General features: G+C 35.9%; 29 protein-coding genes and 2 tRNA genes. 9 read left to right on the forward strand and 22 right to left on the reverse strand.

The features are described 5' to 3' along the window. Positions 1 to 4: 4 nt before the first annotated feature. From atpF to IKK64_07270, 15 genes are all read right to left on the reverse strand, one after another. A complete protein-coding gene (gene atpF / locus IKK64_07200; protein MBR4119846.1) occupies positions 5 to 502 on the reverse strand; it encodes a F0F1 ATP synthase subunit B in 498 nt (165 codons plus the stop codon). A 15-nt stretch (positions 503 to 517) separates the two neighbouring features. After that, positions 518 to 769, reverse strand: coding sequence for an ATP synthase F0 subunit C (gene atpE, locus IKK64_07205; protein MBR4119847.1), 252 nt, complete (start codon positions 767 to 769; stop codon positions 518 to 520). Between the two features lie 31 nt (positions 770 to 800). Then, on the reverse strand, positions 801 to 1,886 hold the full coding sequence (atpB, locus tag IKK64_07210) for a F0F1 ATP synthase subunit A (protein MBR4119848.1): 1,086 nt from the start codon (positions 1,884 to 1,886) through the stop codon (positions 801 to 803). After that, entirely contained in the window at positions 1,874 to 2,107 is a 234-nt protein-coding gene (gene atpC, locus IKK64_07215) for an ATP synthase F1 subunit epsilon (GenBank protein ID MBR4119849.1), read from the reverse strand. Before atpC ends, atpB begins: the two co-directional genes overlap by 13 nt. A gap of 11 nt (positions 2,108 to 2,118) precedes the next feature. Beyond that, positions 2,119 to 3,627: a F0F1 ATP synthase subunit beta gene (locus IKK64_07220; protein ID MBR4119850.1), complete on the reverse strand. Its 1,509-nt coding sequence runs from the start codon at positions 3,625 to 3,627 to the stop codon at positions 2,119 to 2,121. Positions 3,628 to 3,653: 26 nt separating this feature from the next. After that, positions 3,654 to 4,730, reverse strand: coding sequence for an NADH-quinone oxidoreductase subunit NuoH (gene nuoH, locus IKK64_07225; protein MBR4119851.1), 1,077 nt, complete (start codon positions 4,728 to 4,730; stop codon positions 3,654 to 3,656). A 13-nt stretch (positions 4,731 to 4,743) separates the two neighbouring features. Further along, positions 4,744 to 6,366 (reverse strand): NADH-quinone oxidoreductase subunit D, encoded by a 1,623-nt coding sequence (locus tag IKK64_07230; GenBank protein ID MBR4119852.1) that lies wholly within the window; start codon positions 6,364 to 6,366, stop codon positions 4,744 to 4,746. A 5-nt stretch (positions 6,367 to 6,371) separates the two neighbouring features. Continuing rightward, positions 6,372 to 6,962 carry an NADH-quinone oxidoreductase subunit B gene (locus tag IKK64_07235; protein MBR4119853.1) on the reverse strand — a complete coding sequence of 197 codons (591 nt, stop codon included), beginning with the start codon at positions 6,960 to 6,962 and terminating at the stop codon, positions 6,372 to 6,374. Beyond that, positions 6,953 to 7,306 carry an NADH-quinone oxidoreductase subunit A gene (locus IKK64_07240; GenBank protein MBR4119854.1) on the reverse strand — a complete coding sequence of 118 codons (354 nt, stop codon included), beginning with the start codon at positions 7,304 to 7,306 and terminating at the stop codon, positions 6,953 to 6,955. The genes IKK64_07235 and IKK64_07240 overlap by 10 nt, the downstream gene beginning before the upstream one ends. Positions 7,307 to 7,604: 298 nt before the next feature. Next, entirely contained in the window at positions 7,605 to 8,435 is an 831-nt protein-coding gene (locus IKK64_07245) for a glycosyltransferase (GenBank protein MBR4119855.1), read from the reverse strand. After that, positions 8,432 to 9,148: a hypothetical protein gene (locus tag IKK64_07250; GenBank protein MBR4119856.1), complete on the reverse strand. Its 717-nt coding sequence runs from the start codon at positions 9,146 to 9,148 to the stop codon at positions 8,432 to 8,434. Before IKK64_07250 ends, IKK64_07245 begins: the two co-directional genes overlap by 4 nt. After that, positions 9,132 to 9,641 carry a hypothetical protein gene (locus IKK64_07255; GenBank protein ID MBR4119857.1) on the reverse strand — a complete coding sequence of 170 codons (510 nt, stop codon included), beginning with the start codon at positions 9,639 to 9,641 and terminating at the stop codon, positions 9,132 to 9,134. The genes IKK64_07250 and IKK64_07255 overlap by 17 nt, the downstream gene beginning before the upstream one ends. Next, the gene (locus tag IKK64_07260; protein ID MBR4119858.1) at positions 9,626 to 10,153 is read right to left on the reverse strand and encodes a nitroreductase family protein; all 528 of its coding nucleotides are present in this window, start codon (positions 10,151 to 10,153) and stop codon (positions 9,626 to 9,628) included. The genes IKK64_07255 and IKK64_07260 overlap by 16 nt, the downstream gene beginning before the upstream one ends. 1 nt (position 10,154) lies before the next feature. Next, positions 10,155 to 11,102 (reverse strand): glycosyltransferase, encoded by a 948-nt coding sequence (locus IKK64_07265; GenBank protein MBR4119859.1) that lies wholly within the window; start codon positions 11,100 to 11,102, stop codon positions 10,155 to 10,157. Between the two features lie 21 nt (positions 11,103 to 11,123). After that, on the reverse strand, positions 11,124 to 11,654 hold the full coding sequence (locus IKK64_07270) for a DUF4199 domain-containing protein (protein ID MBR4119860.1): 531 nt from the start codon (positions 11,652 to 11,654) through the stop codon (positions 11,124 to 11,126). A 355-nt stretch (positions 11,655 to 12,009) separates the two neighbouring features. On the opposite strand from IKK64_07270, the gene IKK64_07275 reads away from it, so the two are divergent. Together IKK64_07275 and IKK64_07280 are read left to right on the forward strand one after the other, a co-directional pair. Continuing rightward, positions 12,010 to 12,083, forward strand: a tRNA-Thr gene (locus IKK64_07275). A gap of 73 nt (positions 12,084 to 12,156) precedes the next feature. After that, positions 12,157 to 12,230 (forward strand) — tRNA-Thr (locus IKK64_07280). Positions 12,231 to 12,296: 66 nt separating this feature from the next. Here IKK64_07280 and IKK64_07285 read toward each other — a convergent pair. The 6 genes from IKK64_07285 to tsaB form a co-directional block, all read right to left on the reverse strand. Further along, positions 12,297 to 13,565, reverse strand: a complete 1,269-nt coding sequence (locus tag IKK64_07285) for a Y-family DNA polymerase (GenBank protein MBR4119861.1) — start codon at positions 13,563 to 13,565, stop codon at positions 12,297 to 12,299. A gap of 63 nt (positions 13,566 to 13,628) precedes the next feature. After that, positions 13,629 to 14,081, reverse strand: a complete 453-nt coding sequence (gene umuD / locus IKK64_07290) for a translesion error-prone DNA polymerase V autoproteolytic subunit (GenBank protein MBR4119862.1) — start codon at positions 14,079 to 14,081, stop codon at positions 13,629 to 13,631. A 121-nt stretch (positions 14,082 to 14,202) separates the two neighbouring features. Next, complete coding sequence (rimM, locus tag IKK64_07295) at positions 14,203 to 14,718, reverse strand: 16S rRNA processing protein RimM (protein ID MBR4119863.1); 516 nt, start codon at positions 14,716 to 14,718, stop codon at positions 14,203 to 14,205. Further along, entirely contained in the window at positions 14,711 to 16,024 is a 1,314-nt protein-coding gene (gene murA / locus IKK64_07300) for a UDP-N-acetylglucosamine 1-carboxyvinyltransferase (GenBank protein ID MBR4119864.1), read from the reverse strand. Before murA ends, rimM begins: the two co-directional genes overlap by 8 nt. A gap of 5 nt (positions 16,025 to 16,029) precedes the next feature. Continuing rightward, positions 16,030 to 16,647 carry a DUF4290 domain-containing protein gene (locus IKK64_07305; protein ID MBR4119865.1) on the reverse strand — a complete coding sequence of 206 codons (618 nt, stop codon included), beginning with the start codon at positions 16,645 to 16,647 and terminating at the stop codon, positions 16,030 to 16,032. Then, a complete protein-coding gene (gene tsaB, locus IKK64_07310; GenBank protein ID MBR4119866.1) occupies positions 16,647 to 17,357 on the reverse strand; it encodes a tRNA (adenosine(37)-N6)-threonylcarbamoyltransferase complex dimerization subunit type 1 TsaB in 711 nt (236 codons plus the stop codon). Before tsaB ends, IKK64_07305 begins: the two co-directional genes overlap by 1 nt. A 244-nt stretch (positions 17,358 to 17,601) precedes the next feature. Between tsaB and IKK64_07315 the strand changes: the two genes are divergently transcribed. The 6 genes from IKK64_07315 (at position 17,602) to IKK64_07340 (ending at position 21,119) form a co-directional block, all read left to right on the forward strand. Continuing rightward, a complete protein-coding gene (locus IKK64_07315; GenBank protein MBR4119867.1) occupies positions 17,602 to 18,474 on the forward strand; it encodes a YicC family protein in 873 nt (290 codons plus the stop codon). Positions 18,475 to 18,492: 18 nt separating this feature from the next. Continuing rightward, positions 18,493 to 19,062: a guanylate kinase gene (gmk, locus tag IKK64_07320; GenBank protein ID MBR4119868.1), complete on the forward strand. Its 570-nt coding sequence runs from the start codon at positions 18,493 to 18,495 to the stop codon at positions 19,060 to 19,062. Between the two features lie 5 nt (positions 19,063 to 19,067). Then, on the forward strand, positions 19,068 to 19,640 hold the full coding sequence (locus IKK64_07325; protein MBR4119869.1) for a nicotinate-nucleotide adenylyltransferase: 573 nt from the start codon (positions 19,068 to 19,070) through the stop codon (positions 19,638 to 19,640). Between the two features lie 12 nt (positions 19,641 to 19,652). Continuing rightward, positions 19,653 to 20,222: a DUF5063 domain-containing protein gene (locus tag IKK64_07330; GenBank protein MBR4119870.1), complete on the forward strand. Its 570-nt coding sequence runs from the start codon at positions 19,653 to 19,655 to the stop codon at positions 20,220 to 20,222. After that, positions 20,212 to 20,832 (forward strand): 3'-5' exonuclease domain-containing protein 2, encoded by a 621-nt coding sequence (locus IKK64_07335; protein MBR4119871.1) that lies wholly within the window; start codon positions 20,212 to 20,214, stop codon positions 20,830 to 20,832. The genes IKK64_07330 and IKK64_07335 overlap by 11 nt, the downstream gene beginning before the upstream one ends. A gap of 86 nt (positions 20,833 to 20,918) precedes the next feature. Continuing rightward, complete coding sequence (locus tag IKK64_07340) at positions 20,919 to 21,119, forward strand: hypothetical protein (protein MBR4119872.1); 201 nt, start codon at positions 20,919 to 20,921, stop codon at positions 21,117 to 21,119. A 38-nt stretch (positions 21,120 to 21,157) separates the two neighbouring features. Here the strand turns inward: IKK64_07340 and IKK64_07345 are convergent, their stop codons facing one another. Further along, positions 21,158 to 21,655, reverse strand: coding sequence for a metallophosphoesterase family protein (locus IKK64_07345; protein ID MBR4119873.1), 498 nt, complete (start codon positions 21,653 to 21,655; stop codon positions 21,158 to 21,160). Between the two features lie 112 nt (positions 21,656 to 21,767). Between IKK64_07345 and IKK64_07350 the strand changes: the two genes are divergently transcribed. Next, on the forward strand, positions 21,768 to 22,724 hold the full coding sequence (locus IKK64_07350; protein ID MBR4119874.1) for a calcium/sodium antiporter: 957 nt from the start codon (positions 21,768 to 21,770) through the stop codon (positions 22,722 to 22,724). Positions 22,725 to 22,992 lie beyond the last annotated feature (268 nt).

Genomic DNA, 22,992 nt, shown 5'->3' on the forward strand with positions numbered 1-22,992 from the left:
ATTTTTAGTTTTGTTTCTCTATTTGTTTCAACATCTCATCTATTATCTCTTTTTGTTTTTTGTCATCGGACAGCTCCTTGCGTACAAGTTTCTCGGCTATCTGCAATGCAAAACCGCTAACTTCGGCACGGAACTGCTCCTCTGCTGCTCGGCGTGATTGCTCTATTGATTGAGCTGCCGCGTCCATTACCTTTTTGGCTTCGACACTGGCTGCACTCCTTGCCTCTTCGATTATTCGGGTTTTCATCTGAGCGGCCTCTTGAAGTATCTCAACTTGTTGACGATGTGCATCATTCAGCAATTTTTGAGCATTTTCTGTTGCACTCTCAAGTTGTTTTTGTGCTTCTTGAGCATACCCTACTCCTTTGTCTATTAAATCGGCACGATCATCTACACTCTTTAATATTATGGGCCAAACATATTTGGCCGCAACTATAAAGAGTAGTGCGAACAGGATTAATAGCCAGAACGAAAGTCCGAGTTCGGGTTTAAACAGTTCCATCTGAATTTTTTATTATTAGATAAATATTGTTAATAGACATACAATGATTGCGAATAGTGCTACACCCTCAATTAGTGCTGCGATTACAATCATATTTGCACGAATGTCGTTTGCTGACTCTGGTTGTCTTGCGATTGACTCCATTGCTGAAGCACCAATTTTACCAATTCCTAAACCAGCACCTATTGCTACTATACTTGCACCAATACATGCACCTACTTTTGCTAAACCTGCTGCTGCAGCTTGTAATAAAATCATTTCTAACATAGTTCTTTATTTTTTATGATTATTAATATTATTATTTTTTCTCTTTGTGTTCTTCTTTATGTCCGTGTATTTGAGCCAATCCTATAAATATGGTTGATAGCATTGTAAATACATATGCCTGTATTAAACATATTAAGAGGTGAAGCACTCCCATAAATAGGGCAAATAGTATTGAAAATACTGCTGTTCCTGTTTGTACGGCTTGTCCTAATGCTGCAAATATGAATATCAAAGATATTAATACTAAGGTAATCATGTGGCCTCCCATCATATTGGCAAAAAGACGTATCATCAATGCTACTGGTTTTGTTAATGCTCCAAATACCTCAATTACCGGCATAATGGGTAATGGGAACTTCATAAACATTGGCACTTCGGGCCAGAACAGATCTTTCCAATAGTGTTTTGTTCCAAAGATGTTTACTACTAAAAATGTTAAGAGTGCCAATACTAATGTAACTGCTATATTTCCTGATAGGTTTGCGCCTCCCGGGAATACTGTTATCATTCCTATTAGGTTAATAGTGAATATGAAGAAGAATATTGTTAATAGATAGGGTGCAAAACGTTTTGCATCTGCACCTAATATTGGTTTTATTACTTCTACATATACCATCTCTATTAATAACTCTACACCCCCAAATAACTTGCGTGGGGCTTTGTTTGGATTCTTCTTATACCAACGTGCTAATGATAGTAATAGGGTAAGTATTATTACTGTTGCCAACATTATCTCAGACACGTTCTTAGTTATGGAAAAATCTAACGGACGATACTCTTTACCTTGGGCATCTATTCCAACTACTTTGCCTGAATTGTCTCCTTCGTGTGTTATTGTGAAGCCTTCATATTCTGCTCCATGTGCCAATCTTGCAGAACTGAAGATATGCCACTCACCTTGATAGTCACGGACAATTATGGGTAAGGGTAATTTTGCATCGGTACATGGTAATTCCCACTCGTATGAGTCTAAAAGGTGGTGGAAGATTAACTCTTTTACGTTGAGGCCTTCCTCATCATCAGCGTGTGATGATGCTTGTATTGTTGTTAATGGCAAAGCCAACAACATTACAAGTAATATTATGAACCTTTTATTTATAATAGTTAACTTATACATACCGATACATTATTGTTGTTAACGTCAATAAATCCTCCGTTTATTTTTACGGTCGATAATTTTCCATCACTCTCGTACTCTAACTCTCCTTGTGTCAGCGTTGATAGCAACGATGCGTGATTTTCTAATATTGTGAAAGAACCTAATGTTCCAGGAAGGGTTACTTTTGTTACCTCTCCTGAGAATATTATGCCATCGGTCGATATTATTTGGAGTTTCATTGTTGTTATCTCTATTTTTCTGCAGCCTCTTTGAGCATTTTTTCTCCTTTGGCTATTGCTTCATCAATTGTTCCTACATTCAAGAATGCTTGCTCAGGATATTGATCTACCTCTCCTGACAAAATCATCTTAAATCCACGAATTGTTTCTGATAGAGGCACCATTACTCCGGGGAGTCCTGTAAATTGTTCTGCTACGTGGAATGGTTGTGATAAGAAACGTTGTGCTTTACGAGCACGTGCAACTATCAATTTATCCTCCTCTGATAACTCTTCAACACCCATAATTGCTATAACGTCTTGTAAGTCGTTATATTTTTGCAATAGTTGTTTTACGGCTTGTGCTGTATTATAGTGCTCTTCTCCTACTATCAGTGGATCCAATATACGTGATGTTGACTCCAATGGATCTACCGCAGGATAGATTCCTAACTCTGATATTTTACGGCTTAATACTGTTGTTGCATCAAGGAAACTAAATGTTGTTGCTGGTGCAGGGTCGGTAAGGTCATCGGCAGGAACATAGATTGCTTGTACCGATGTGATTGAACCTGATTTTGTTGATGTAATACGCTCTTGCAAGATACCCATCTCTGATGCTAATGTGGGTTGGTATCCTACTGCTGATGGCATACGTCCTAATAGTGCTGATACCTCTGATCCTGCTTGAGTGAAACGGAATATGTTATCAATGAATAGCAACACCTCTTTACCTCCTCCGTCTGAATCGCGGAATTGCTCTGCAACTGTCAATCCTGATAGCGCTACACGAAGACGTGCTCCTGGAGGCTCGTTCATTTGTCCGAACACAAGTGTTGCTTGAGATTTTTGTAACTCATTCATATCAACTTTTGATACGTCCCAGTTACCTTTTTCCATCTCTTTCATGAACTCATCACCATATTTGATTACGCCTGATTCAAGCATCTCACGTAGAAGATCATTTCCTTCACGAGTACGCTCTCCTACTCCGGCAAATACAGAGAATCCATCGTGTCCTTTGGCGATGTTGTTAATCATCTCCATGATAAGCACAGTTTTTCCAACTCCTGCTCCTCCGAACAATCCGATTTTTCCTCCTTTACTATATGGTTCCAATAAGTCAATTACTTTAATTCCTGTAAATAGGAACTCTGAACTTATTGATAAATCCTCAAATTTAGGTGCTGGGCGGTGAATAGGAACTGTCTCTTCGTATGATAATTCTGGAAGATGATCAATTGCATCTCCCATCACATTCAATAGACGACCTTTTACTTGTGGTCCCATTGGCATTGATAGAGGACGACGCATATTTAATACTTTTAATCCTCTCTCCAAACCATCTGTGGTATCCATCGCCACGCATCGAACTGTGTTCTCTCCTATATGTTGCTCAACCTCAAGTAATAGATCGGTATTATTTGCTCGCTCTACTTTTAATGCTGTGTATATAGGTGGTAATTCACTCTTTTCTACATCAAAAGTTACATCGACTACCGGTCCGATTACCTGCGAGATATAGCCATATTCGTCTTTCATATTATATCTTTTAATTATTTTCTATATTAAAAATGCCAACCGAAAACTGTCATTAGTGTTACTAATAATAGATTGAATAGACCTATTGGTAATAGATATTTCCACTCAAATTTAATTAGTTGGTCAATTCTCAATCGTGGGAATGTCCACTTAAACCACATTATTATAAACATAATTACTGCGGTCTTCATAAAGAACCATATTACAGATGGTATATAATCCATTACTGTGTTGAATGTTTCCCATCCTGATATGTGTAGAGGCATCCATCCTCCCAAGAATAGTAATGATGCTATTCCTGAGACTATAAACATATTCAAATATTCTGCTAAATAGTAGAATCCAAAGTGCATTCCTGAATACTCAGTATGGTATCCTGCTGTTAACTCTGATTCTGCCTCTGGCAAGTCAAATGGTCCACGATTTGTCTCTGCTGTTCCCGCAATGAGATATATCAAGAATGCGATTACCATTGGAATATGTCCAGAGAATAAGAACCACGCACTCTCTTGTGCTGAAATCAATTGCGAAGTTTGCATTGTTCCTGCATATACTACTACTGATAGTATTGAAAGACCTATTGACAACTCATAACTTATCATTTGAGCACCGCTTCGCATTGCTCCAATTAGCGTAAATTTGTTGTTGCTTGACCATCCAGCAAGTAGTATTCCTAAAACTCCTATTGACGATACTGCCATAATAAAGAATACTCCAATATTAAAGTCGAGTGTTAGCAAGCCTTTACCGAATGGCATACAACCAAATGTTAACATTGATGATAAAATTACTAAGAATGGTGCTAATCCGTAAAGGAATTTATCACTATCTTTTATTGATATAATCTCTTTAATCAACATTTTAAACATATCGGCAATAGGTTGCATTAAACCTAATGGTCCTACACGATTTGGTCCGTAACGGCATTGAAAGAATGCACATATTTTACGTTCAGCATATATCAATGCCAATGCTATTAGAGCATATAAGAGTAGAAGTAATATTCCTATTATTAATCCTTCTACCAATACTACTGCCCAAGGAGCCATACAACTTTGCAGTAGTTCATCTATCCAATTTGTTATGGTTGAAAAGTCAAACATAATTTATCCTTTTTTATCTGTCAATATCTGGAATTACATAATCTAACGATCCGCCAATTGCTATCAAATCGGCTATTTTTGTGCCTCGTGTAATGTGATCTACTGCACCTATTAAGTTTAATCCTTGTGAAACAAACTTCATACGATATGGTGTTTTGTCGCCTTTACTTTCGATATATACACCAAATGCTCCACGAGCACCTTCTACTCGTTTAAAGAAGTTTCCTTCGGGTAATTTTATGATAGGTTTAGTTTTTGCTGCGTAATCGCCTTCTGGAATGTTGTCAATTAGTTGCTCAATTATGTGCATTGATTGCTCTATCTCTTTTAATCTTATCATATAACGAGCGTATGTATCTCCTTCGGGAAGGACTACTTGTTCAAAATCTACTTTGTCATATACTCCATAGGGTTCTAATTTACGAACGTCATTTGCCCATCCTGATGCCCTTCCTGTTGGTCCGAAGATTCCGTATTTGATTGCGTCTTCTTTTGATAATACTCCTACTCCAACCATACGGTTCTTTGCAATTACATTACCTGAGAATAGCGCATGATACTCTTCTAATCCTTTAGGCATATATTTGATGAAGTTCTTAACTTTTGTAACAAAATCGGGATGTATGTCTGCCATAACTCCTCCAATTTTGTTATAGTTCATAATCAAACGTCCACCACACGTATCATCAAATATATCAAGCACTTTATCTCTATCGCGGAATCCATATATGAAAGCTGTGATAGATCCTAAGTCCATACATAGTGTTGAGTATAAAAGAAGGTGTGAACCAATTCTTGACAACTCATCCATTATTGTACGAATATATTTTGCTCTTTCTGGAACCTCAATACCCATCGCCTCTTCGATACACATACATAGTGCGTGACGATTTTGATGTGCCGACAGATAATCTAAACGATCGGTAAAGTGAAGTGTTTGTGGGTAGGTTAATCCCTCTGCCAATTTTTCTATTCCTCGGTGAATATATCCGCATACGGGATCAATTTTCTTTATAGTTTCGCCCTCTATTGCTGTTCTAAAACGCATAACACCATGTGTTGCCGGGTGTTGAGGACCTATATTTACGACATAATCTTCGGGTGAGAATATTACTCTCTCTTCCTCTTTTATTGTACCATCTTCTTGCTCTTGAAGCGAGATTGTTGTATCGGCATTATACTCGTTTGTTTCGGGTACGGGGTTTGCTTCGGGCGAAGCGTCATAATCTTTTCTTAATGGATAGCCTTTCCAATCCTCGCGCAAGAAAATTCTACGCATATCAGGGTGTCCTATGAAACGTATTCCAAAGAAATCATAAACCTCGCGTTCGTTCAAATCTGCAGATTGCCAAACGTTTGCTACACTATATAGTGTTGGATTCTCTTTATCTGTTGTAGATGTTTTTAGGACTACTCGCTCGTTTGTCTTTGTTGAATCTACTATATAGACTACTCCTAAAGACTCGCCCCAATCGTTTCCGATTAAAGCCACTAACGAGTCGAATGACTCTTTTTCGCTTAAATAAGTTGCAACTAATGGCATTGCTTTCGATGGGACTACAATCATCGAAAGTCCGTTCTCCTCGATTGTTACATCAGGGACTATTGCTTTTATTTTTTCGTATATGCTTGACATAGGTTTTATTTATCTTCTTTTTCAGGGGTTTTCTCTTTTTTATTCGCACCACCAAAGAAACGTTCTACTTTTACTTTTCTTTGTAATTGCATCATTCCGTACAACATTGCCTCAGGACGTGGAGGACATCCTGGAACATATACATCTACCGGAATTACCTCATTTACTCCTTTTACTACATGGTATGAATTTTTAAAAGGTCCGCCTGATATTGCACATCCTCCTACCGCAATTACATATTTGGGTGAAGCCATTTGATCATATAGACGTTTTAAAACCGGAGCCATTTTGTGAACTATTGTTCCTGCCACCATAATGAAGTCTGCTTGACGGGGACTGGCACGGGTTACTTCGAACCCAAATCGTGCCATATCATTGGACGCGGCACCTACTGACATAAATTCTATTCCGCAACAACTGGTGGCAAATGTTAGCGGCCATAGTGAGTTAGAACGTCCCCAATTGATTACATCATCAAGAACTCCAACTATTACGTTTGTTCCTCCTTCGCGCAACTCTTTTACTAATTGCTCGATATATTCATTGTCTTTGAAGTTCTCATGCTTCATCGACTTCAAATCTACTTTTACTTCCATTCTAAAGCTCCTTTCTTCCAAGCGTATGCCAATCCTAAAATAAGTACTCCGAAAAAGAACGAAACACTTATTAATGCCTCAGGTCCCATATCTCTTACTTTTATTGCCCATGGGAACAAGAAGACAGTCTCAACATCAAACATTAAAAACAGAATTGCAAACAAATAGTATCCTACTCTAAACTGCATCCACGAACCTCCTCGTGTTGGAATTCCACACTCATAGGGTTCTCCTTTTTGAGGATTAAATGTGCGAGGAGCCAAAAGTTTTGCTATCGCTAATGCTGCCGCAACCAACGAAACTCCTGTTAGGAATACTACAACTAATAATGATAGATTACTCATATATATGTATTTTTACTTTATATTTTTATCTTTTAATTACAATTTGCTACACTTTAATGCAATTATTTGACTTTTTGGCACTTTTAACTTATGAAAAAAGCATAGTTTTTGCCATATATACTTTGCAAAAGTAATACAATCTAATTTTAATTACAAATTTTTAGACTATTCTTTTGGAATAAACTCTTTATTTTTTGAACTTATTTTTTCTCACCAATAAAGATTTTTTAATACAAAAAAAATGAGATATCTGATTTTCATCAACATACCTCATTTTATATTTTATTCACACATATATTTAATCTTCTTCACTGCTTAATATTTCTCGCTTTTCTATTCCATAGGGGGTCCATGAGTGATTTTTTGTATTTGACTCTTCTAATATTGATGCTGCAACAAGTGTTGTTTTTAATGGTTCAACTGAAGATATTTTATACAATGTTGCAATTTGTCGTTCCTCTTTTGTAAATATACCTTGCCGCATTAAACGTAACTCTAAATCAAAATCTGATTCCTCTGTCTTTGCGTCAAATCTTTCGTCAAATCCATTTACTGATAATATATCTTCTTTATAGAGTGAAAAATTCGCAGATGAGAGTCCCTGCCAAACATCACTAAGCATAAAGTGACGCATAAAGCCATTGGTTATACGAAATAATTCAGTACTATTTTTTACTTTCCCTCTTATTGCTTTACCAAGCATATAAGTATGCACTCTCTTTGATGACACCATTTGAAGTGTCACATCTGAGGATAATTCATTGGAGAGTTCTACTGTTTTTGCTGCAACCACCTTCCCGTATCTTGACAAACGAATATGCTCTTCTATAAATTTATGATGAGGGATTGCCCCCTCCTCTATAAATATAAGGTAGTCTGATTTTGCCTCTACTATTGCTCTATTGAGCATTGCTTCCCTTTTATAGCTCTCTTCTTCATGAAAAAGATGAGTTATTGAAAGAGTTTGTTCCTCTTCAATTTCTCTCAAAATTTTAATGACTTGCTCATTGCATCCATCTTGAGCAAATATTACCTCAAAATCTTTTTCTGTTTGCTGTTTTAATGCCTCAACAAGTAGCGGTAATGTTTTAGCATTGTTTTTTATATATACTATTAGAGATGCCTTCATTCTTTTATTTTATTTTTCTCTTTAGGCGAGAATCGGTAGTTTATTGTAAAATTAAAACCAAGTGGACTATTACTCTTACCAAATCCCGGTATCATCCACTGACGTGCGTCACCTTTTTGTGATGCTGCAAATAGTAGTTTATATCTAACAGACCACCCCATCATCAACCCTTTATACAGCTTCACTTGCAATCCCAACAATAACTCACCCCAGTGCGCTATTGATGTTGTTTTAGGTATTGAAAGACCTGTTAGAGTCTCCTCCCAATAGGGTGCCGAGACTTTTATATTTGTAACCTCGTAATTTGCAAATGAGAATCCATATCTTAATCCTACAAATAATAGTCCCGGTATATCTTTATTATATAGTATATTATAGTTTAGTCCTACTCTATTATAAAATGATGGCGAGACTTTGTATGTATAGTTTGCACCATCAGGGGTTTCATTAGCATACGATAATCCAAATTCATATATGGGATAAAATCTATTATAGAAACCTGCATCAATACTCATTTCATAGTTTCCATATTTCTGACCTATCAGATTGGCAACAGGAGAAAAAATGTCAACGCCTAAAGTTATTCCGTTAAACTTAGGATGGAGATACTTTATTGTATCTCCCTGCTCATTAACTATTACATTTTTCTTTGCTTGAACGCCGAATGGTATTATCACAAGCAAAAACAATATTATTTTAATCTTCTGCAACATAATATATTTTTACTGTTTGTGATTCTAAATTATTCACCTCCGGAGTTACAAGTTCGGCATACGCTATCGAGTGGGTTGTGTATTTAAACTCTTCTATTTTAAACATATACATTGCCCCACACTCGGGTGTCTCAAATTCGAGTTTTTTGCTATATGTATATGTTAATGTATCGTATTTAAATTGTAATCCTACGTTTGGATCATCGTAACGAATAACATACTTTACCATATCGTGGGTTATACTTAATGGTGTATAGAATGAACTTAACCCTGATACATTATTATATAATATAGAGTCTTTTACTTGATCTACGCCATAAATGGTTACAGAGTTTATCTCTGCTTCAATAGGGGGTGTTCCTAAAGCATATACTCCAACCAATGGCATACCTATACCGCTCTCATTACAATACTTATCGCCACATGAGAAAAAGATAAGTGATATAATGAGTACAATTAATATCTTTGGCAGGTATGTTAATCCTCTAACCATTGAACAATCTCCTCTGTTGTTTTACGTTTTTTTGGACGAACATCGCCATCTCCCTCAGGATATCCCAGAGGGATTATAGCTATTGGCTCCAAGTTCTCGGGTAATGACAAATCTGTTTTTAGTTTTGATGCATCAAAATTACATACCCAACACGTCCCAAGACCTGCTGATGTTGCACCTAAACATATATGTTCTACCGCTATGGCTATATCAATATCGGTATGATCTTTTCCATCAAATGAACGATGCCACGCCTCTTCATGGTTTCCACAAGCTATTATATATAAAGGAGCTGTTGCAAACCACTCTCTATTGTATGACTCTCTTACTATTTGTTTTGACTTCTCTCCTTTTACTATTATAAATTTCCAAGGCTGGAAATTTACAGCCGATGGAGCTATTCGAGCAGACTCTATTATTTGATTTATAACCTCACAAGAGACCTCTTTATTTGTATATTTTCGGATTGAAGAACGTTCTTGGGCTAATTTTATAAACTCTTGAATATTCATATTAAATCTCTTTTTCAATATTATATCTGTTGCGTTCTTGTGAATTTCGGGCTATTAACTCTCCTATAAATCCTGCCAAGAAAAGCAGAGTTCCTATAATCATTGCTGTTAATGCCAAATAGAAGTATGGCGACTCGGTTACCAATCTGTACGAAGAACCTATCCACATTGATATAAGTTTATTTGCTCCTACTACAATTACAGATAGAAATCCTAATATAAACATTAAACTTCCCAACAAGCCAAAAAAGTGCATTGGTTTTACTGCAAATTTATTAAAGAACCATAGTGTTAGAAGATCCAAGTAGCCATTAACAAAGCGATCTAAACCAAACTTTGTTACTCCATATTTTCGTGCTTGATGTTTTACAACCTTCTCTCCTATTTTAGTAAAACCTGCATTCTTTGCCAAATATGGCATATAGCGGTGCATATCACCATAAACCTCAATCGACTTAACAACCTCTTTTCGGTATGCTTTCAGTCCACAATTAAAATCATGTAACTTAATTCCTGTGACTTTTCGTGCTGTTGCATTAAATAGTTTTGTTGGAATTGTTTTCGATTTGGGATCATAGCGTTTTTGTTTCCATCCTGACACCAAATCGTACCCTTCTTCTGTTATCATTCTATACAACTCAGGTATTTCATCGGGAGAGTCTTGTAAATCGGCATCCATTGTGATTACCACATTGCCTTGAACTTTCTCAAATCCCATATGAAGTGCTGGAGACTTTCCGTAATTTCTGCGGAATTTTATTCCCTTAACTGCATTATCTTCTTGCGACAACTTTTCTATAACATCCCAAGAGTTGTCTGTACTACCATCACTTACAAATATAATTTCGTATGTAAAATTATTTTCTGCCATTACTCTCTTTATCCAAGAGTGTAATTCGGGAAGCGACTCTGCTTCGTTATATAAGGGTACTACTACCGAAATATCCATAATTATATTTATTTATTAAATTTATTTTACTGCTTGTGAACGACGTAATAAAAGTGCAAGTATCAACGAATATATTGATCCTAACATCAACATTCCTAATATACCATTATAGACTATTTGTATTGACGACATTATCCCATTTTCTCCAATAAGTGCATCTAAATCGTCAATAGATTGAGCATTGTTAGCACTTAGTAACTCTTTTGCAAGGGTTGATATAGACTCTTGCATTGTATAAAGATATTCGGGATTTATATATTGATAATATACATATTCAAATATACCGCTTATAAGTGCTGAATAAAAATATAGTGCAATACCAAAGAACCACAACTTACCAAAAATTACAGTACCAGTTTTATCTCTATATGATTTAACTAAAAAATATACTACTATTGGCACAGCAACCACTAATGCCATAGATAACATATTTAATATTGAAGATGTTTGAGAGAATGAGGTTAATACAAATTTAATTATTAAAATAAGTCCGAAGTATAAACCATACTCCATTGCATATTGATTTAATCCTTTTGTTTGGTTTTGTTCCATTTTTTAATAATAGTTCTAATATTTAACCATATTACATATCTTGCAAAGTTACTATTTTTAGTTTAAAATATTACTATATTATTATCATAAAGAGCAAAAAAGGAGAGATATTTACCAGTTAAATAGCAAACAAAAAATATTAGAGATAAAATATTCAAAATTTATTACCCTATAAATGAGATAGATATAAATTTATTAAATAAAAATTGATTAAAATGTTGCGAGATTTAAGAAATTGTTCTACTTTTGCAGTCGGGTAAGTCCTCCACGGTCAGCTCCTTGCGAACCCCCCCAGGGCTTGACCGCAGCAAGGGTAGCCGGTTGTAGCGACGCGATGAAGTTTGCTTACCCATTTGCCTCTTTAGCTCAGTTGGCCAGAGCACGTGATTTGTAATCTCGGGGTCGTTGGTTCGAATCCGACAAGAGGCTCAAAAAAGGCGCAATAACGATTGCCCCAATAAACAACAAACTCTACAAGAGTTTTTTAATTTGAAATATTTTTGCCTCTTTAGCTCAGTTGGCCAGAGCACGTGATTTGTAATCTCGGGGTCGTTGGTTCGAATCCGACAAGAGGCTCAAAAGTTTCAGAAGAGAAGATAAAGCAATTTATCTTCTCTTTTTTTTATTGTAACAATATAATTATTATATCTTTACTTCAATTATATCATTTATATTTGTTGTATATTGTTTTGATATATGCTCACTTTTTATATGCCAATTTTTGTTATATCCCTGTACAGCTACACGAATGGTATTGTAGCCATTCTTTTTATTAATCTCATCTATGGCTTTTGATAGTGTTTTTTGTTTGGTACGATCAATTTCATCAAACAATGCACCTTGTATTGCACTATCGGGAGTAATGTTCCATACTATTACTCCTGCTTTTTTATATAGGTACTCCCCTTTTTGCCACTCACTACGAATTGCCCCGACTGATAGTGACACCAACTCTTGCAGATTATTTGTTGGAACTTGAAGTGTTATTGTTTTATGAATGGTATTTTGCAATACATCTGTTCTAAATCGACTTGTATAAGCAAATATTGTAACTGAGCTACATACTGTATGTTGCTCACGCAATTTGCGAGAACATTGTGCTGCAAAGTTTGCAACTGCCTCCTCTACATCGGCCAGCTCCTTTAGTCCGCTATCAGGAAAACTTCTACTGGTACATATCGACTTTTTATGTGGCAACTCTTCAACCTCAATACAACTTTCGCCTTGCAACTCTCTCCAAACTCTTTCGCCTGTTATGGTTAATATGTTACGCACCCAACTTTGTGATTTTGAAACAAGATCCCATGCTGTTTTTACTCCGTAATACTCTAATTTTTTTGATGCTTTACGTCCTATTCCCCATACATCTGAAACATCAATTAATTTCAGTGCTTTCTGTCGTTTTTCATCAGTATCAATCATACACACCCCATTATATGCCTTATATTTTTTAGCAAATTTTGAGGCTACCTTTGCGAGTGTTTTTGTTGATGCTATTCCTAATGATATAGGTATACCCGTTCCTCTGGTTATTTGACTTACCATATTCTCTGCATAGTGTTTTAACTCATCCCCTTGCATCATTCCCGAAAAATCAAGAAACGCTTCATCAATAGAGTATATATCTATTTTAGGAGAGTAGGTTGAAAGTAGCGACATTACTCTGCTACTCATATCGCTATACAGGGTATAGTTACTACTGAATACTGCTACTCCGTTTTTCTCTATCAACTCTTTTACTTGATAGAATGGCTGTCCCATTTTTATTCCTAATGCTTTACTCTCATTGCTTCGTGCTATTACACATCCATCGTTGTTTGACAATACTACAACAGGCGTGGTGCGAAGTTGCGGTTGAAACACCCTCTCACACGAACAAAAAAAGTTATTGCAATCGGCTAAAGCTATCATTTAGAGTTGTTTGTTTTTAGTTGTTAGTTATCGGCTAACGTCACACCTACATAATAGTTTTAGTTAAAAGTGCTTGGTCATCTTTTTTATGACATAGGTTACTATTCCCCATATCATAAAATCATTCTCTTGTGTTACCTTTATGGGTGAAAAGTCTTTATTGTATGGTATTAACCACGCACATTTGTTTTCTTCATCGAGGCGGAACTCTTTGAGAGTAAACTCTCCATCAATAAAGGCTACTACATAGTCTCCTGTTGTTGCCTCTAACGATTTGTCTATTACTATTATATCGCCATCTCCTATTCCTGCATCAATTAATGAATTACCCGATACTCGTGCATAAAAGGTTGTCTCCTTATGGCGTATCAACTCACGATTTAAATCGATACTTGCATTCATATAGTCTTGTGCAGGAGAGGGGAATCCGGCTTTTATCCCGGCATCCTCAAATGGTAACATCAATTCATTATCTGTATCAACTGATGATATCTCTATTTTTATATCTTCTTGCATCTTTGTAAAGGTTAATTTTTACATGAAGTGGTTTAGAGACAATTCGCTCTTAATGCTGATCAAAAGGAGATTTATATAAGATCAACATTATGGTTTTTTTACGAGAAAAACATTTATTTTTTTAGATATCCAAAAGACCTTCGGGAAGGTTCATTTGAATTTCCTTTTTTTCATCATCAATGTTCTCAACAAAATCATCTACCGCAGGAATTAACAACTCTTCCCCGCTCTCTGTTTTTACAGAAAAAAGAATATTTTGGGTAGAGTCATCAACTCCCTCTATTATTCCTACAAGTTTACCCGTAGAGTATATTTTATATCCCAAGATACCTTCTCCGTAATTTAGGGGCTCAGACTCAGTAATATATTTCACAGGAAAGAAGAGCTCCCTCCCTAATAGAAGTCTTGCAGAGTCGGTATCATCTATATCTTCAAACTTTATTAGGGCTGTTACATCACTCTTAAAGCGATACTCTTCAATAAAGAAAGGGACAAATATGCCATCAATATCTGCTACTAAATAAGGGGCATCATCTTCACCGAATATATCGTTTATAAAGGTACACGATAACTCTCCCGAAACGCCATGAGTTTTGGTTACCTTTCCTATTTTAATTACCTCTTGCGGTTTAATCATTGCTTATGCGTTGTATAGATGCTCCTAATGCGTTTAATCTCTCATCAATAGATTCGTAACCTCTATCTATTTGATCTATGTTGTCTATTTTACTTGTTCCTTGTGCCGACATTGCTGCTATCAACAATGCTATTCCTGCTCTGATATCGGGCGATACCATTGAGGTTGCTCTTAAAGGGTGTTGTTTGTCTTGACCTATTACTACTGCTCGGTGTGGATCACAGAGGATTATTTGAGCACCCATATCTATTAGTTTATCAACAAAGAACAATCGGCTCTCAAACATTTTCTGATGTATAAGCACACTGCCTTTTGCCTGTGTGGCTACTACCAATATAACACTCATAAGGTCTGGTGTTAATCCCGGCCATGGAGCATCAGCAAAGGTCATTATTGAGCCATCCATAAATGTCTCTATTTCGTAGTGGTCGTGTTGAGGGATATATAAATCATCACCCTCCTCTTTTATGGTTATTCCTAATCGGCGGAAGGCATCTGGGATTATTCCCAAATCATTAATTGAGACATCTTTTATGCGTATTTCAGAGCCTGTCATCGCCGCCATTCCTATGAAACTTCCTATCTCAATCATATCAGGGAGTAGTTTATGAGTGCAACCTCCTAACTTTTCTACTCCTGTTATGGTTAATAGGTTTGAGCCTACTCCTTCGATTTTTGCTCCCATTCGATTCAGCATCTTTGAGAGTTGTTGTAAATAGGGTTCACATGCTGCATTATAGATAGTTGTTACTCCTTTTGCCAAAACTGCTGCCATAAGTATATTGGCAGTTCCTGTTACCGATGCTTCATCTAAAAGCATATAACACCCTTTTAACCCTTTGGATGTTATCTCATATATGTGTTTCTCATCGTTATATGAGAAGTTTGCTCCAAGTCTTTGTATGCCTAAGAAGTGAGTATCTAATCTACGACGACCTATCTTATCTCCTCCAGGTTTGGCAACTATTGCCTTCCCGAAACGTGCCACCAATGGTCCTACTATCATTACTGATCCTCGTAATGATGAACATTTTTTTATAAATGCTTCGCTGTCAAGATATGCCAGATTGATATTATCAGCCTTGAATGTATATGCCCCCTCTCCCATTCGAGTAACCTTTACACCCATATCTGCCAAAAGGTCTATAAGGTTATTTACATCTCGTATGTTTGGAATGTTTGTTATTGTTACCTCCTCATCGGTAAGAAGTGTTGCACATATTACTTGTAAGGCTTCGTTTTTTGCTCCCTTGGGCGTTATAGTTCCATTTAAACGGCATCCGCCTTCTATAATGAAAGATGACATATTATCTATTTTTTATTAAAACGTGTATTGCGAGCGGTATTGTTTGTAGTTGTTTTTCGAGTTTGCAACTCTTTGATTGATCTTAGATTTAAATCTTCAAGAGTAAGTTCTTCTGCTACTTCTGGGATATACTCCTTTATATCTTTTAATATTTTATCATCCTCTATAGCCTCTTTTGATGTATTGTAGAGAGTCTTTTTCATTACGTTTGCCATTACAGAGAGCATCTGCTTTTGCTCTTCGCTTCCTTTGGGATACTCTTTGCATTTCTCCAACATCATCTCTATTATCTTACCATAATGGCGATACTTTATTTCCGATTGACCATACTCTAATTGCTTGGGACGAGTATATAAGTTATCGGGACGTAATACTTCATAGGGATAATCAATATCGAGTTTAAAGTCTGACATAATTGCTATATGATCCCACAATTTATGTTTAAAGTCTTCTACATCACGCAGATGCGGAAAAAGATTTCCCATTGTTGCTATGATTGAATCTGCACAACGTGTTCGCTCCTCGCGATCCTCAATAGTGATGCAATACTCTACCATTTTCTGTATATTTCTACCATACTCTGGCAGTAGTAATTTTTTTAACTGTGTATTATACTCCAACATTATTTGTTTGATATATTATTTAATACTTTATTTTTGGGCGTTGTTGCCTGAAACTCTTTTAAATAGAAGGGTTGATAATAGGCTGTATCTTTAAAATCTTGATTTCGCAATGCTCTCTCTGATAGTGCCAACATTGATTTTGCTAATGGTACTACCCCTGACAGGAATATCGCATTCTCATTTTTTATTATCTCTTTGCATTTATCTGCTCCGTCGCCAAAGAAAACAACCTTGCGTTCTTTTAATATTTCTGAAAAACTATTTTCATCAATTATATTGGCGGCTATTGGCAATACTGGTTGTAATGCTCTATCGTATATGGCAGAATATACCTCCATTCGGCGAGCATCAATCATTGGACAAAGGAGTGCCTCTTCATCAATTTTAGGATTAAAGAGTACCGAACACGCCATTATCTCGGTTGTATCAAGAGCTATTAACGGAACATCATAACCAAAACACAAACCCTTTGCCATTGACACTCCTATACGCAGTCCTGTATATGAACCCGGTCCTCCGCTCACCGCAACCGCATCTAATTTTAGATTGTTACTCTTTATAAACTCTAATGCCTCATTAACATAGCCTCCTAAAAGTGATGCATGTGATGGACCTTCGTGATGTTCTTGATTAAATGCAACCATTCCGTCGCAAGTTACTGCAACAGAGCAGACCTTTGTTGATGTTTCAATATTTATTATACAAGGCATATTGAGTTGTTGGTAATAAAGAATTAAATAGTTTCCTAATTATTAATTTCTAATTGTTGCGAAGCAACTAACTTGTTTCTGATTATTTTGCGAAGATAATAAAAAAGTGTGGATTTTAATAGAATTTTTTCAAGATTGCTCTAAAATGGACCTTCTAATAACAGTTTATTGTTAATTTAGCACTATTTTTACGAGATATATTTGTATCTTCGCAAGATAATTTTTTAAACTTTAAAATAATATTATGTTATATTCAATGACAGGATATGGGAAGAGTGTTGTTAAACTTCCCTCTCGCGATATTACCATAGAGATTAAATCGCTAAATAGCAAACAGTTGGATTTATCAGTAAGAATCCCTTCTGTTTACTTCTCTATTGATAGCCGTATTAGAAGTGAAATTGCTCAACATATTGAACGCGGTAAAGTTGAACTTACAATGAGAGTTGAAAATATCTCATCTGCAAATGGTGCTTGCGTTAATATTCCTGTTATAAAAAAATATAAAGAACAGATTGTTGATGCCGCCAATGAGATTGGGGCTACTATCCCTGAAAATTGGTTTGAAATTCTTTTGCGTATGCCTGAGGCTATAACCACTGAAGTTAAAGAGGTTAACGAAGAAGAGGAAAAGGCTATTATGAGCGGGGTGCTTGAGGCAATTGATGCTCTTTGCAAGTTCAGAGAACAAGAGGGTGTTATGTTACAATCAATCTTTGAAAGCAAATTAAATAACATAAGAGAATTACTCAACAGCGTTGAGCCTTACGAGAAAGAGCGTATTGAAAAGATTAAGGCAAGACTTATTGAAAACTTAGAGAAAATCAAAGAGGTTGATTATGATAAAAACCGCTTTGAGCAAGAACTTATATTCTACATTGAGAAACTTGACATTAACGAAGAGAAGACTCGCCTTGACAACCATTTGAAATACTTTAAGGAGACTATGGACGCTCGTCAAGGTCAAGGTAAAAAACTTGGCTTTATTGCTCAAGAACTTGGACGCGAAATTAACACTATGGGTTCAAAAGCCAACAACGCAGAACTTCAACGCATTGTTGTTCAAATGAAAGATGAATTAGAGCAAATTAAAGAGCAAGTTCTTAATGTGCTATAACAGATTGATTTTATTTTTATGAAAAGAGGTAAACTAATTATATTTTCTGCTCCTTCAGGCTCAGGAAAATCTACTATAATAAACTATTTATTGGAATGCAATTTAGACTTGGCATTCTCAATTTCTGCTACTTCTCGCCTACCTCGTGGTAGTGAAAAGAATGGTGTTGAATACTATTTTTTGACTCCCGATGAGTTTAGAACAAAAATTGCAAACGGAGACTTTATTGAGTACGAAGAGGTATACAAAGATAACTTTTATGGTACTCTTAAAAGCGAAGTTGAACGAATTAGAGAGGAGGGCAAAAATGTTGTTTTTGATGTTGATGTTGTTGGAGGAGTTAATATTAAATCCATTTTTGGGGATGAAGCCCTTTCAATGTTTATAATGCCTCCAAGTGTTGAGGAACTTAGAAAAAGACTTATTGGCAGAAACACTGACTCAATAGAGACAATTGAGAAGCGTTTGGACAAGGCTGAGTATGAGATGAGTTTTGCAGAGAAGTTTGACAAGATTGTCATCAACGATGATTTGGAGAGCGCTAAAAGCGAAGCACTAAGTATAATTAAAGAGTTTATTGAAAAGTAACAGAAATGGAGATTGGTTTCTTTGGTGGCTCGTTTAATCCTATCCATATAGGCCATTTGGTTATTGCTGAATATATTTGTAATAACACAAACATTGACGAATTGTGGATTAGTGTTACGCCTAAAAATCCTTTGAAAGCAGACTCCGACCTATTGGATGAAAAACACCGTATTGAGATGGTGGAGCGCGCAATAGAGCATTTTGACAAGATTAAATATTGCGACATTGAATTGTCATTACCTATCCCCTCTTACACCGCCAATACTTTAAGAGAGTTATGCAAGTGTTATCCGGAACATAACTTTTCGTTGATTATTGGGGCAGATAATTGGGTTATTTTTAATAAATGGAGAGAGTATGACTTTATTCTCGAAAATTTTAAAATTATAATTTATCCGCGACCGGGATATGATATTGACAAAGATAGTCTGCCAAATGGGGTTACTCTATGTAATACTCCTGAGATAGGTATCTCTTCAACAATGATAAGAGATAGTTTTAAGTGCGGGAAGCCTATGTTATCGTACACAACTAAGGAGGTTAGTGATTATATTGTTGAGAAGAATTTATTTATTTGATATTGTAGCAATATGGATGAATATGTTTATGGCAAAAACAGTGTAGAATTTGTTACTGTTTGCGTTGAATATTGTGCCTTAGTTGAGGGTGCAAACCAAAATGAGAGAGTTGATTTTATTAATAAGGCTTCAAAGATTTTACCTTTACTATATATTAAAGCTTCTCTTATTACTCCCGAAGAGTGTTTTGTTGATTACCCCGAACGCTTTGTCAGCGAAGATATGTATAATGGTGTCAGAGGTGGTATTGAACAGTTACTCGGGCATAACGATACATACTTAGAGGTATTTATGGAGGGTATGCAATATAGTGATACCCCTATTACCGCATTTATCTCGGAAGATTTAGCTGACATTTGGCAACCTATCAGAGACTTCCTAGAGATATATCGTTTGGGTAATGAGGATAACTCAAGGGTTGCACTAAGCGATTGTTTAGAGGCTTTTAGAGAGTACTGGGGGCAAAAATTGGTTAATGTACTACGCCCTTTACACTTACTACTATATAACTCTAATGAGGATATGGATAGTGAAGAGTTTGGTATGGACTACAATAACGATGAGTACGATAATGAGTATTGATAGCAACAATATTAAAGCGTCAACCACCGAAGAGGAAGAGAATCTTATTTTCATTTCAAAAGAGGATGTTGCTCTCTTTGATAAAGAGTTTTTTGAGGGGAGAATAATTGTTATTCAATCAAACGAAGAGGCAAAAAAGGCTATCGCATATCTTTCGGATTTCAATGTTGTTGGTATTGATACTGAAAGCAAACCCTCTTTTAAGAAAGGGAAAAGAAATAAAATATCTTTACTTCAGGTATCTACAAACGATACATGCTTTTTATTCAGACTAAAAAACATTGGCTTTACGCCTGAGATTGTTGCTTTCTTTGAGAATGAAAATATCACTAAAGTGGGGTTGTCGCTCAAAGATGATTTTATGATGCTTAAGAATATAGCAAACTTTACTCCAAAAGGATTTATTGATATACAAACTATTATATGCAATTATGGAATTGGAGAGAAGAGTTTACAAAAGATATATGCAATATTGTTTGGTAAGAAGATTTCCAAGACTCAACGTCTTTCAAATTGGGAGGCTGATGTTTTAACAGATGCTCAAAAACGTTATGCTGCAACAGATGCATGGGCTACCCTAAGGATTTATGAAAAACTTCAAAATATGTAAACGAGAATACTATATATAGAGGAAAGAGAGTTGAAAAACATTTCGACTCTCTTTTTTGTTTTGTTAAAGCATATAAGAGATTATTTATGATTAAATTATACGATATAATTACTCTTATTCTTGTTATATATATCGCTCTAATGGCATATTGGGCAAGAGATTTAATAATAGTTTATGGTAACTATTTTGAATACTTTTCGCTTATTGGTATTAGTCTGGCTTTTATTTTTGCATTAAGATATACTATTAAACGGAGAGAGAGAAAAAATAACGATAATGAAGATTAGTATTTTATCTTTATCATCGTTACTATTTTTAGAAGTTTTTATTTCTCTTCGAGTTCTATTACCTCCAAATCTTTAAACTCTCCGTTGTCTATTGTAAACCTTACTAATGTTCTTACTTTATGAAATCCATATACTCCTGCCGCTCCAGGATTGATATGCAATAGATTAAGAGTTTTATCAAACATTACTTTTAGAATATGAGAATGTCCTGATATAAAGAGTTTGGGTGGATGTCGAAATATATCGGGCAGAACATCCTTTGCATAGCGTCCCGGATAACCGCCAATATGGGTTATCCATACTGATGTATTCTCTATTTCAAATTTTTGATGTTTGGCTGTTCGTAATCGAATATCTTGTCCATCAATATTGCCATATACAGCACGAACAGGTTTTAGTGCCTCTAATTTATCAAGCACTTCAACCGCTCCTATATCGCCACAATGCCATATCTCATCACACTCGGCAAAATGTTTTTCGTAGCGAGTGTCCCAATATCCGTGTGTATCTGATAATAACCCTATCCTTTTTGCCATTTTGTTTTACCTTTTGCCTTACGAAGGTAATATTTTTATCCGATTTGCACTATCTTTGCAGTAGAAAACTACCGCAAAAAAAATTTTTATTAATACTAATTTACAATAAAAAATGATTCTTTCAATTATTGGATTTATAGCAGGAATTACTCTTGTTTTGTATGGTGCTGATGCTCTTGTAAAGGGTGCTGCTGCACTTGCAAGAAAATTTAATATCAGCGAACTCGTTATTGGTTTAACCATTGTGGCTTTGGGTACATCGTTGCCCGAATTGGTTATTAGTGTTAGTTCTGCTATAAAAGGGAGTTCGGGTATTGCTTTGGGTAATGTAATTGGCAGCAATATTTTTAACTCCATGCTTATATTGGGAGTTACAGCAATGATAACTCCAATTAAGTTTAGTGCAAAGATGTTGTCGCGTGAGTTACCTTTTAATCTATTGGCTTCTATTGTTCTGATTTTGGTATCAGGCTCAATGCTTATTGGAGGTGGCGAAAATGAAGAGATTTCTCGTTACAGCGGTTTAATTCTTTTATGCTTTCTTGCCGTATTTATCAGATATACTTTTAGTATTTCAAATGATAGCGAAGAGAGTAACGAGGATATAAAGAGTGTGTCAAATTGGAAAATAGTTTTTTATATTATTGTTGGTTTGGCCTCTCTTATATTTGGAGGCAAACTATTTGTTAGCGGAGCAACAGATGTTGCCCGTATGCTTGGGCTTTCGGAGGCAGTAATTGGTATTACAATTGTATCGGCAGGAAGTTCGTTGCCTGAGTTGGCAGTTTCGGTAAATGCTGCCCGCAAAGGAAATGCAAGCATAGCTTTGGGTAATGTTTTAGGAAGTAACATTCTGAATATATTCTTTATATTGGGTTGCAGTGCTACTATTACTCCAATATCATTAAACGGCTTCAGTTTTATTGATTATTACGTACTTATTGCAACCTCGTTAATGGTTTATATTGTAAGCCGATTTGGTGGAAAAAATATAATTAACCGCTGGGAAGGTGCTGTTCTTACTCTCGGTTATATTGCCTACACGGTTTATCTTATTACCGGTTGTTAGTTGTTGGCTAACGCCACCCTACGGGTAGTTTTTAGTTGTACGGTGCTACCCACGCACCTTAGTTGTTAGCAAGAAAGACTCTAACATCTATTTATCATTCATTATTTTTCGGACGTACCATGGTACGTCCCTACATTAAGACGTTTATAATCAGATAAGCTGATGTGCAAAACTCTGCAACCAGACAAGTAGGGACACAGCATGCTGTGTCCGTCAAAAAAATGCTCTCTCCGCAGTTATTAGTTTTTGGTTGTACGGTGCTACCCAC

Source organism: Bacteroidales bacterium (assembly GCA_017521245.1).
In the GTDB taxonomy this organism is placed as follows: domain Bacteria; phylum Bacteroidota; class Bacteroidia; order Bacteroidales; family G3-4614; genus Caccoplasma_A.

Coding starts and splice junctions, on each gene's coding strand:
- IKK64_07335 (MBR4119871.1), top strand. CDS start 20,212: ATGAGTATTGATAGCAACAATATTAAAGCGTCAACCACCGAAGAGGAA.
- tsaB (MBR4119866.1), bottom strand. CDS start 17,357: ATGCCTTGTATAATAAATATTGAAACATCAACAAAGGTCTGCTCTGTT.
- atpE (MBR4119847.1), bottom strand. CDS start 769: ATGTTAGAAATGATTTTATTACAAGCTGCAGCAGCAGGTTTAGCAAAA.
- umuD (MBR4119862.1), bottom strand. CDS start 14,081: ATGCAAGAAGATATAAAAATAGAGATATCATCAGTTGATACAGATAAT.
- IKK64_07260 (MBR4119858.1), bottom strand. CDS start 10,153: ATGAATATTCAAGAGTTTATAAAATTAGCCCAAGAACGTTCTTCAATC.
- IKK64_07285 (MBR4119861.1), bottom strand. CDS start 13,565: ATGATAGCTTTAGCCGATTGCAATAACTTTTTTTGTTCGTGTGAGAGG.
- IKK64_07330 (MBR4119870.1), top strand. CDS start 19,653: ATGGATGAATATGTTTATGGCAAAAACAGTGTAGAATTTGTTACTGTT.
- IKK64_07270 (MBR4119860.1), bottom strand. CDS start 11,654: ATGGAACAAAACCAAACAAAAGGATTAAATCAATATGCAATGGAGTAT.
- atpC (MBR4119849.1), bottom strand. CDS start 2,107: ATGAAACTCCAAATAATATCGACCGATGGCATAATATTCTCAGGAGAG.
- IKK64_07350 (MBR4119874.1), top strand. CDS start 21,768: ATGATTCTTTCAATTATTGGATTTATAGCAGGAATTACTCTTGTTTTG.
- IKK64_07315 (MBR4119867.1), top strand. CDS start 17,602: ATGTTATATTCAATGACAGGATATGGGAAGAGTGTTGTTAAACTTCCC.
- IKK64_07235 (MBR4119853.1), bottom strand. CDS start 6,962: ATGGAAGTAAAAGTAGATTTGAAGTCGATGAAGCATGAGAACTTCAAA.
- IKK64_07345 (MBR4119873.1), bottom strand. CDS start 21,655: ATGGCAAAAAGGATAGGGTTATTATCAGATACACACGGATATTGGGAC.
- IKK64_07220 (MBR4119850.1), bottom strand. CDS start 3,627: ATGAAAGACGAATATGGCTATATCTCGCAGGTAATCGGACCGGTAGTC.
- IKK64_07325 (MBR4119869.1), top strand. CDS start 19,068: ATGGAGATTGGTTTCTTTGGTGGCTCGTTTAATCCTATCCATATAGGC.
- IKK64_07265 (MBR4119859.1), bottom strand. CDS start 11,102: ATGGATATTTCGGTAGTAGTACCCTTATATAACGAAGCAGAGTCGCTT.
- atpF (MBR4119846.1), bottom strand. CDS start 502: ATGGAACTGTTTAAACCCGAACTCGGACTTTCGTTCTGGCTATTAATC.
- atpB (MBR4119848.1), bottom strand. CDS start 1,886: ATGTATAAGTTAACTATTATAAATAAAAGGTTCATAATATTACTTGTA.
- murA (MBR4119864.1), bottom strand. CDS start 16,024: ATGTCATCTTTCATTATAGAAGGCGGATGCCGTTTAAATGGAACTATA.
- rimM (MBR4119863.1), bottom strand. CDS start 14,718: ATGATTAAACCGCAAGAGGTAATTAAAATAGGAAAGGTAACCAAAACT.
- IKK64_07340 (MBR4119872.1), top strand. CDS start 20,919: ATGATTAAATTATACGATATAATTACTCTTATTCTTGTTATATATATC.
- nuoH (MBR4119851.1), bottom strand. CDS start 4,730: ATGTTTGACTTTTCAACCATAACAAATTGGATAGATGAACTACTGCAA.
- gmk (MBR4119868.1), top strand. CDS start 18,493: ATGAAAAGAGGTAAACTAATTATATTTTCTGCTCCTTCAGGCTCAGGA.
- IKK64_07240 (MBR4119854.1), bottom strand. CDS start 7,306: ATGAGTAATCTATCATTATTAGTTGTAGTATTCCTAACAGGAGTTTCG.
- IKK64_07305 (MBR4119865.1), bottom strand. CDS start 16,647: ATGTTGGAGTATAATACACAGTTAAAAAAATTACTACTGCCAGAGTAT.
- IKK64_07250 (MBR4119856.1), bottom strand. CDS start 9,148: ATGTTGCAGAAGATTAAAATAATATTGTTTTTGCTTGTGATAATACCA.
- IKK64_07255 (MBR4119857.1), bottom strand. CDS start 9,641: ATGGTTAGAGGATTAACATACCTGCCAAAGATATTAATTGTACTCATT.
- IKK64_07230 (MBR4119852.1), bottom strand. CDS start 6,366: ATGTCAAGCATATACGAAAAAATAAAAGCAATAGTCCCTGATGTAACA.
- IKK64_07245 (MBR4119855.1), bottom strand. CDS start 8,435: ATGAAGGCATCTCTAATAGTATATATAAAAAACAATGCTAAAACATTA.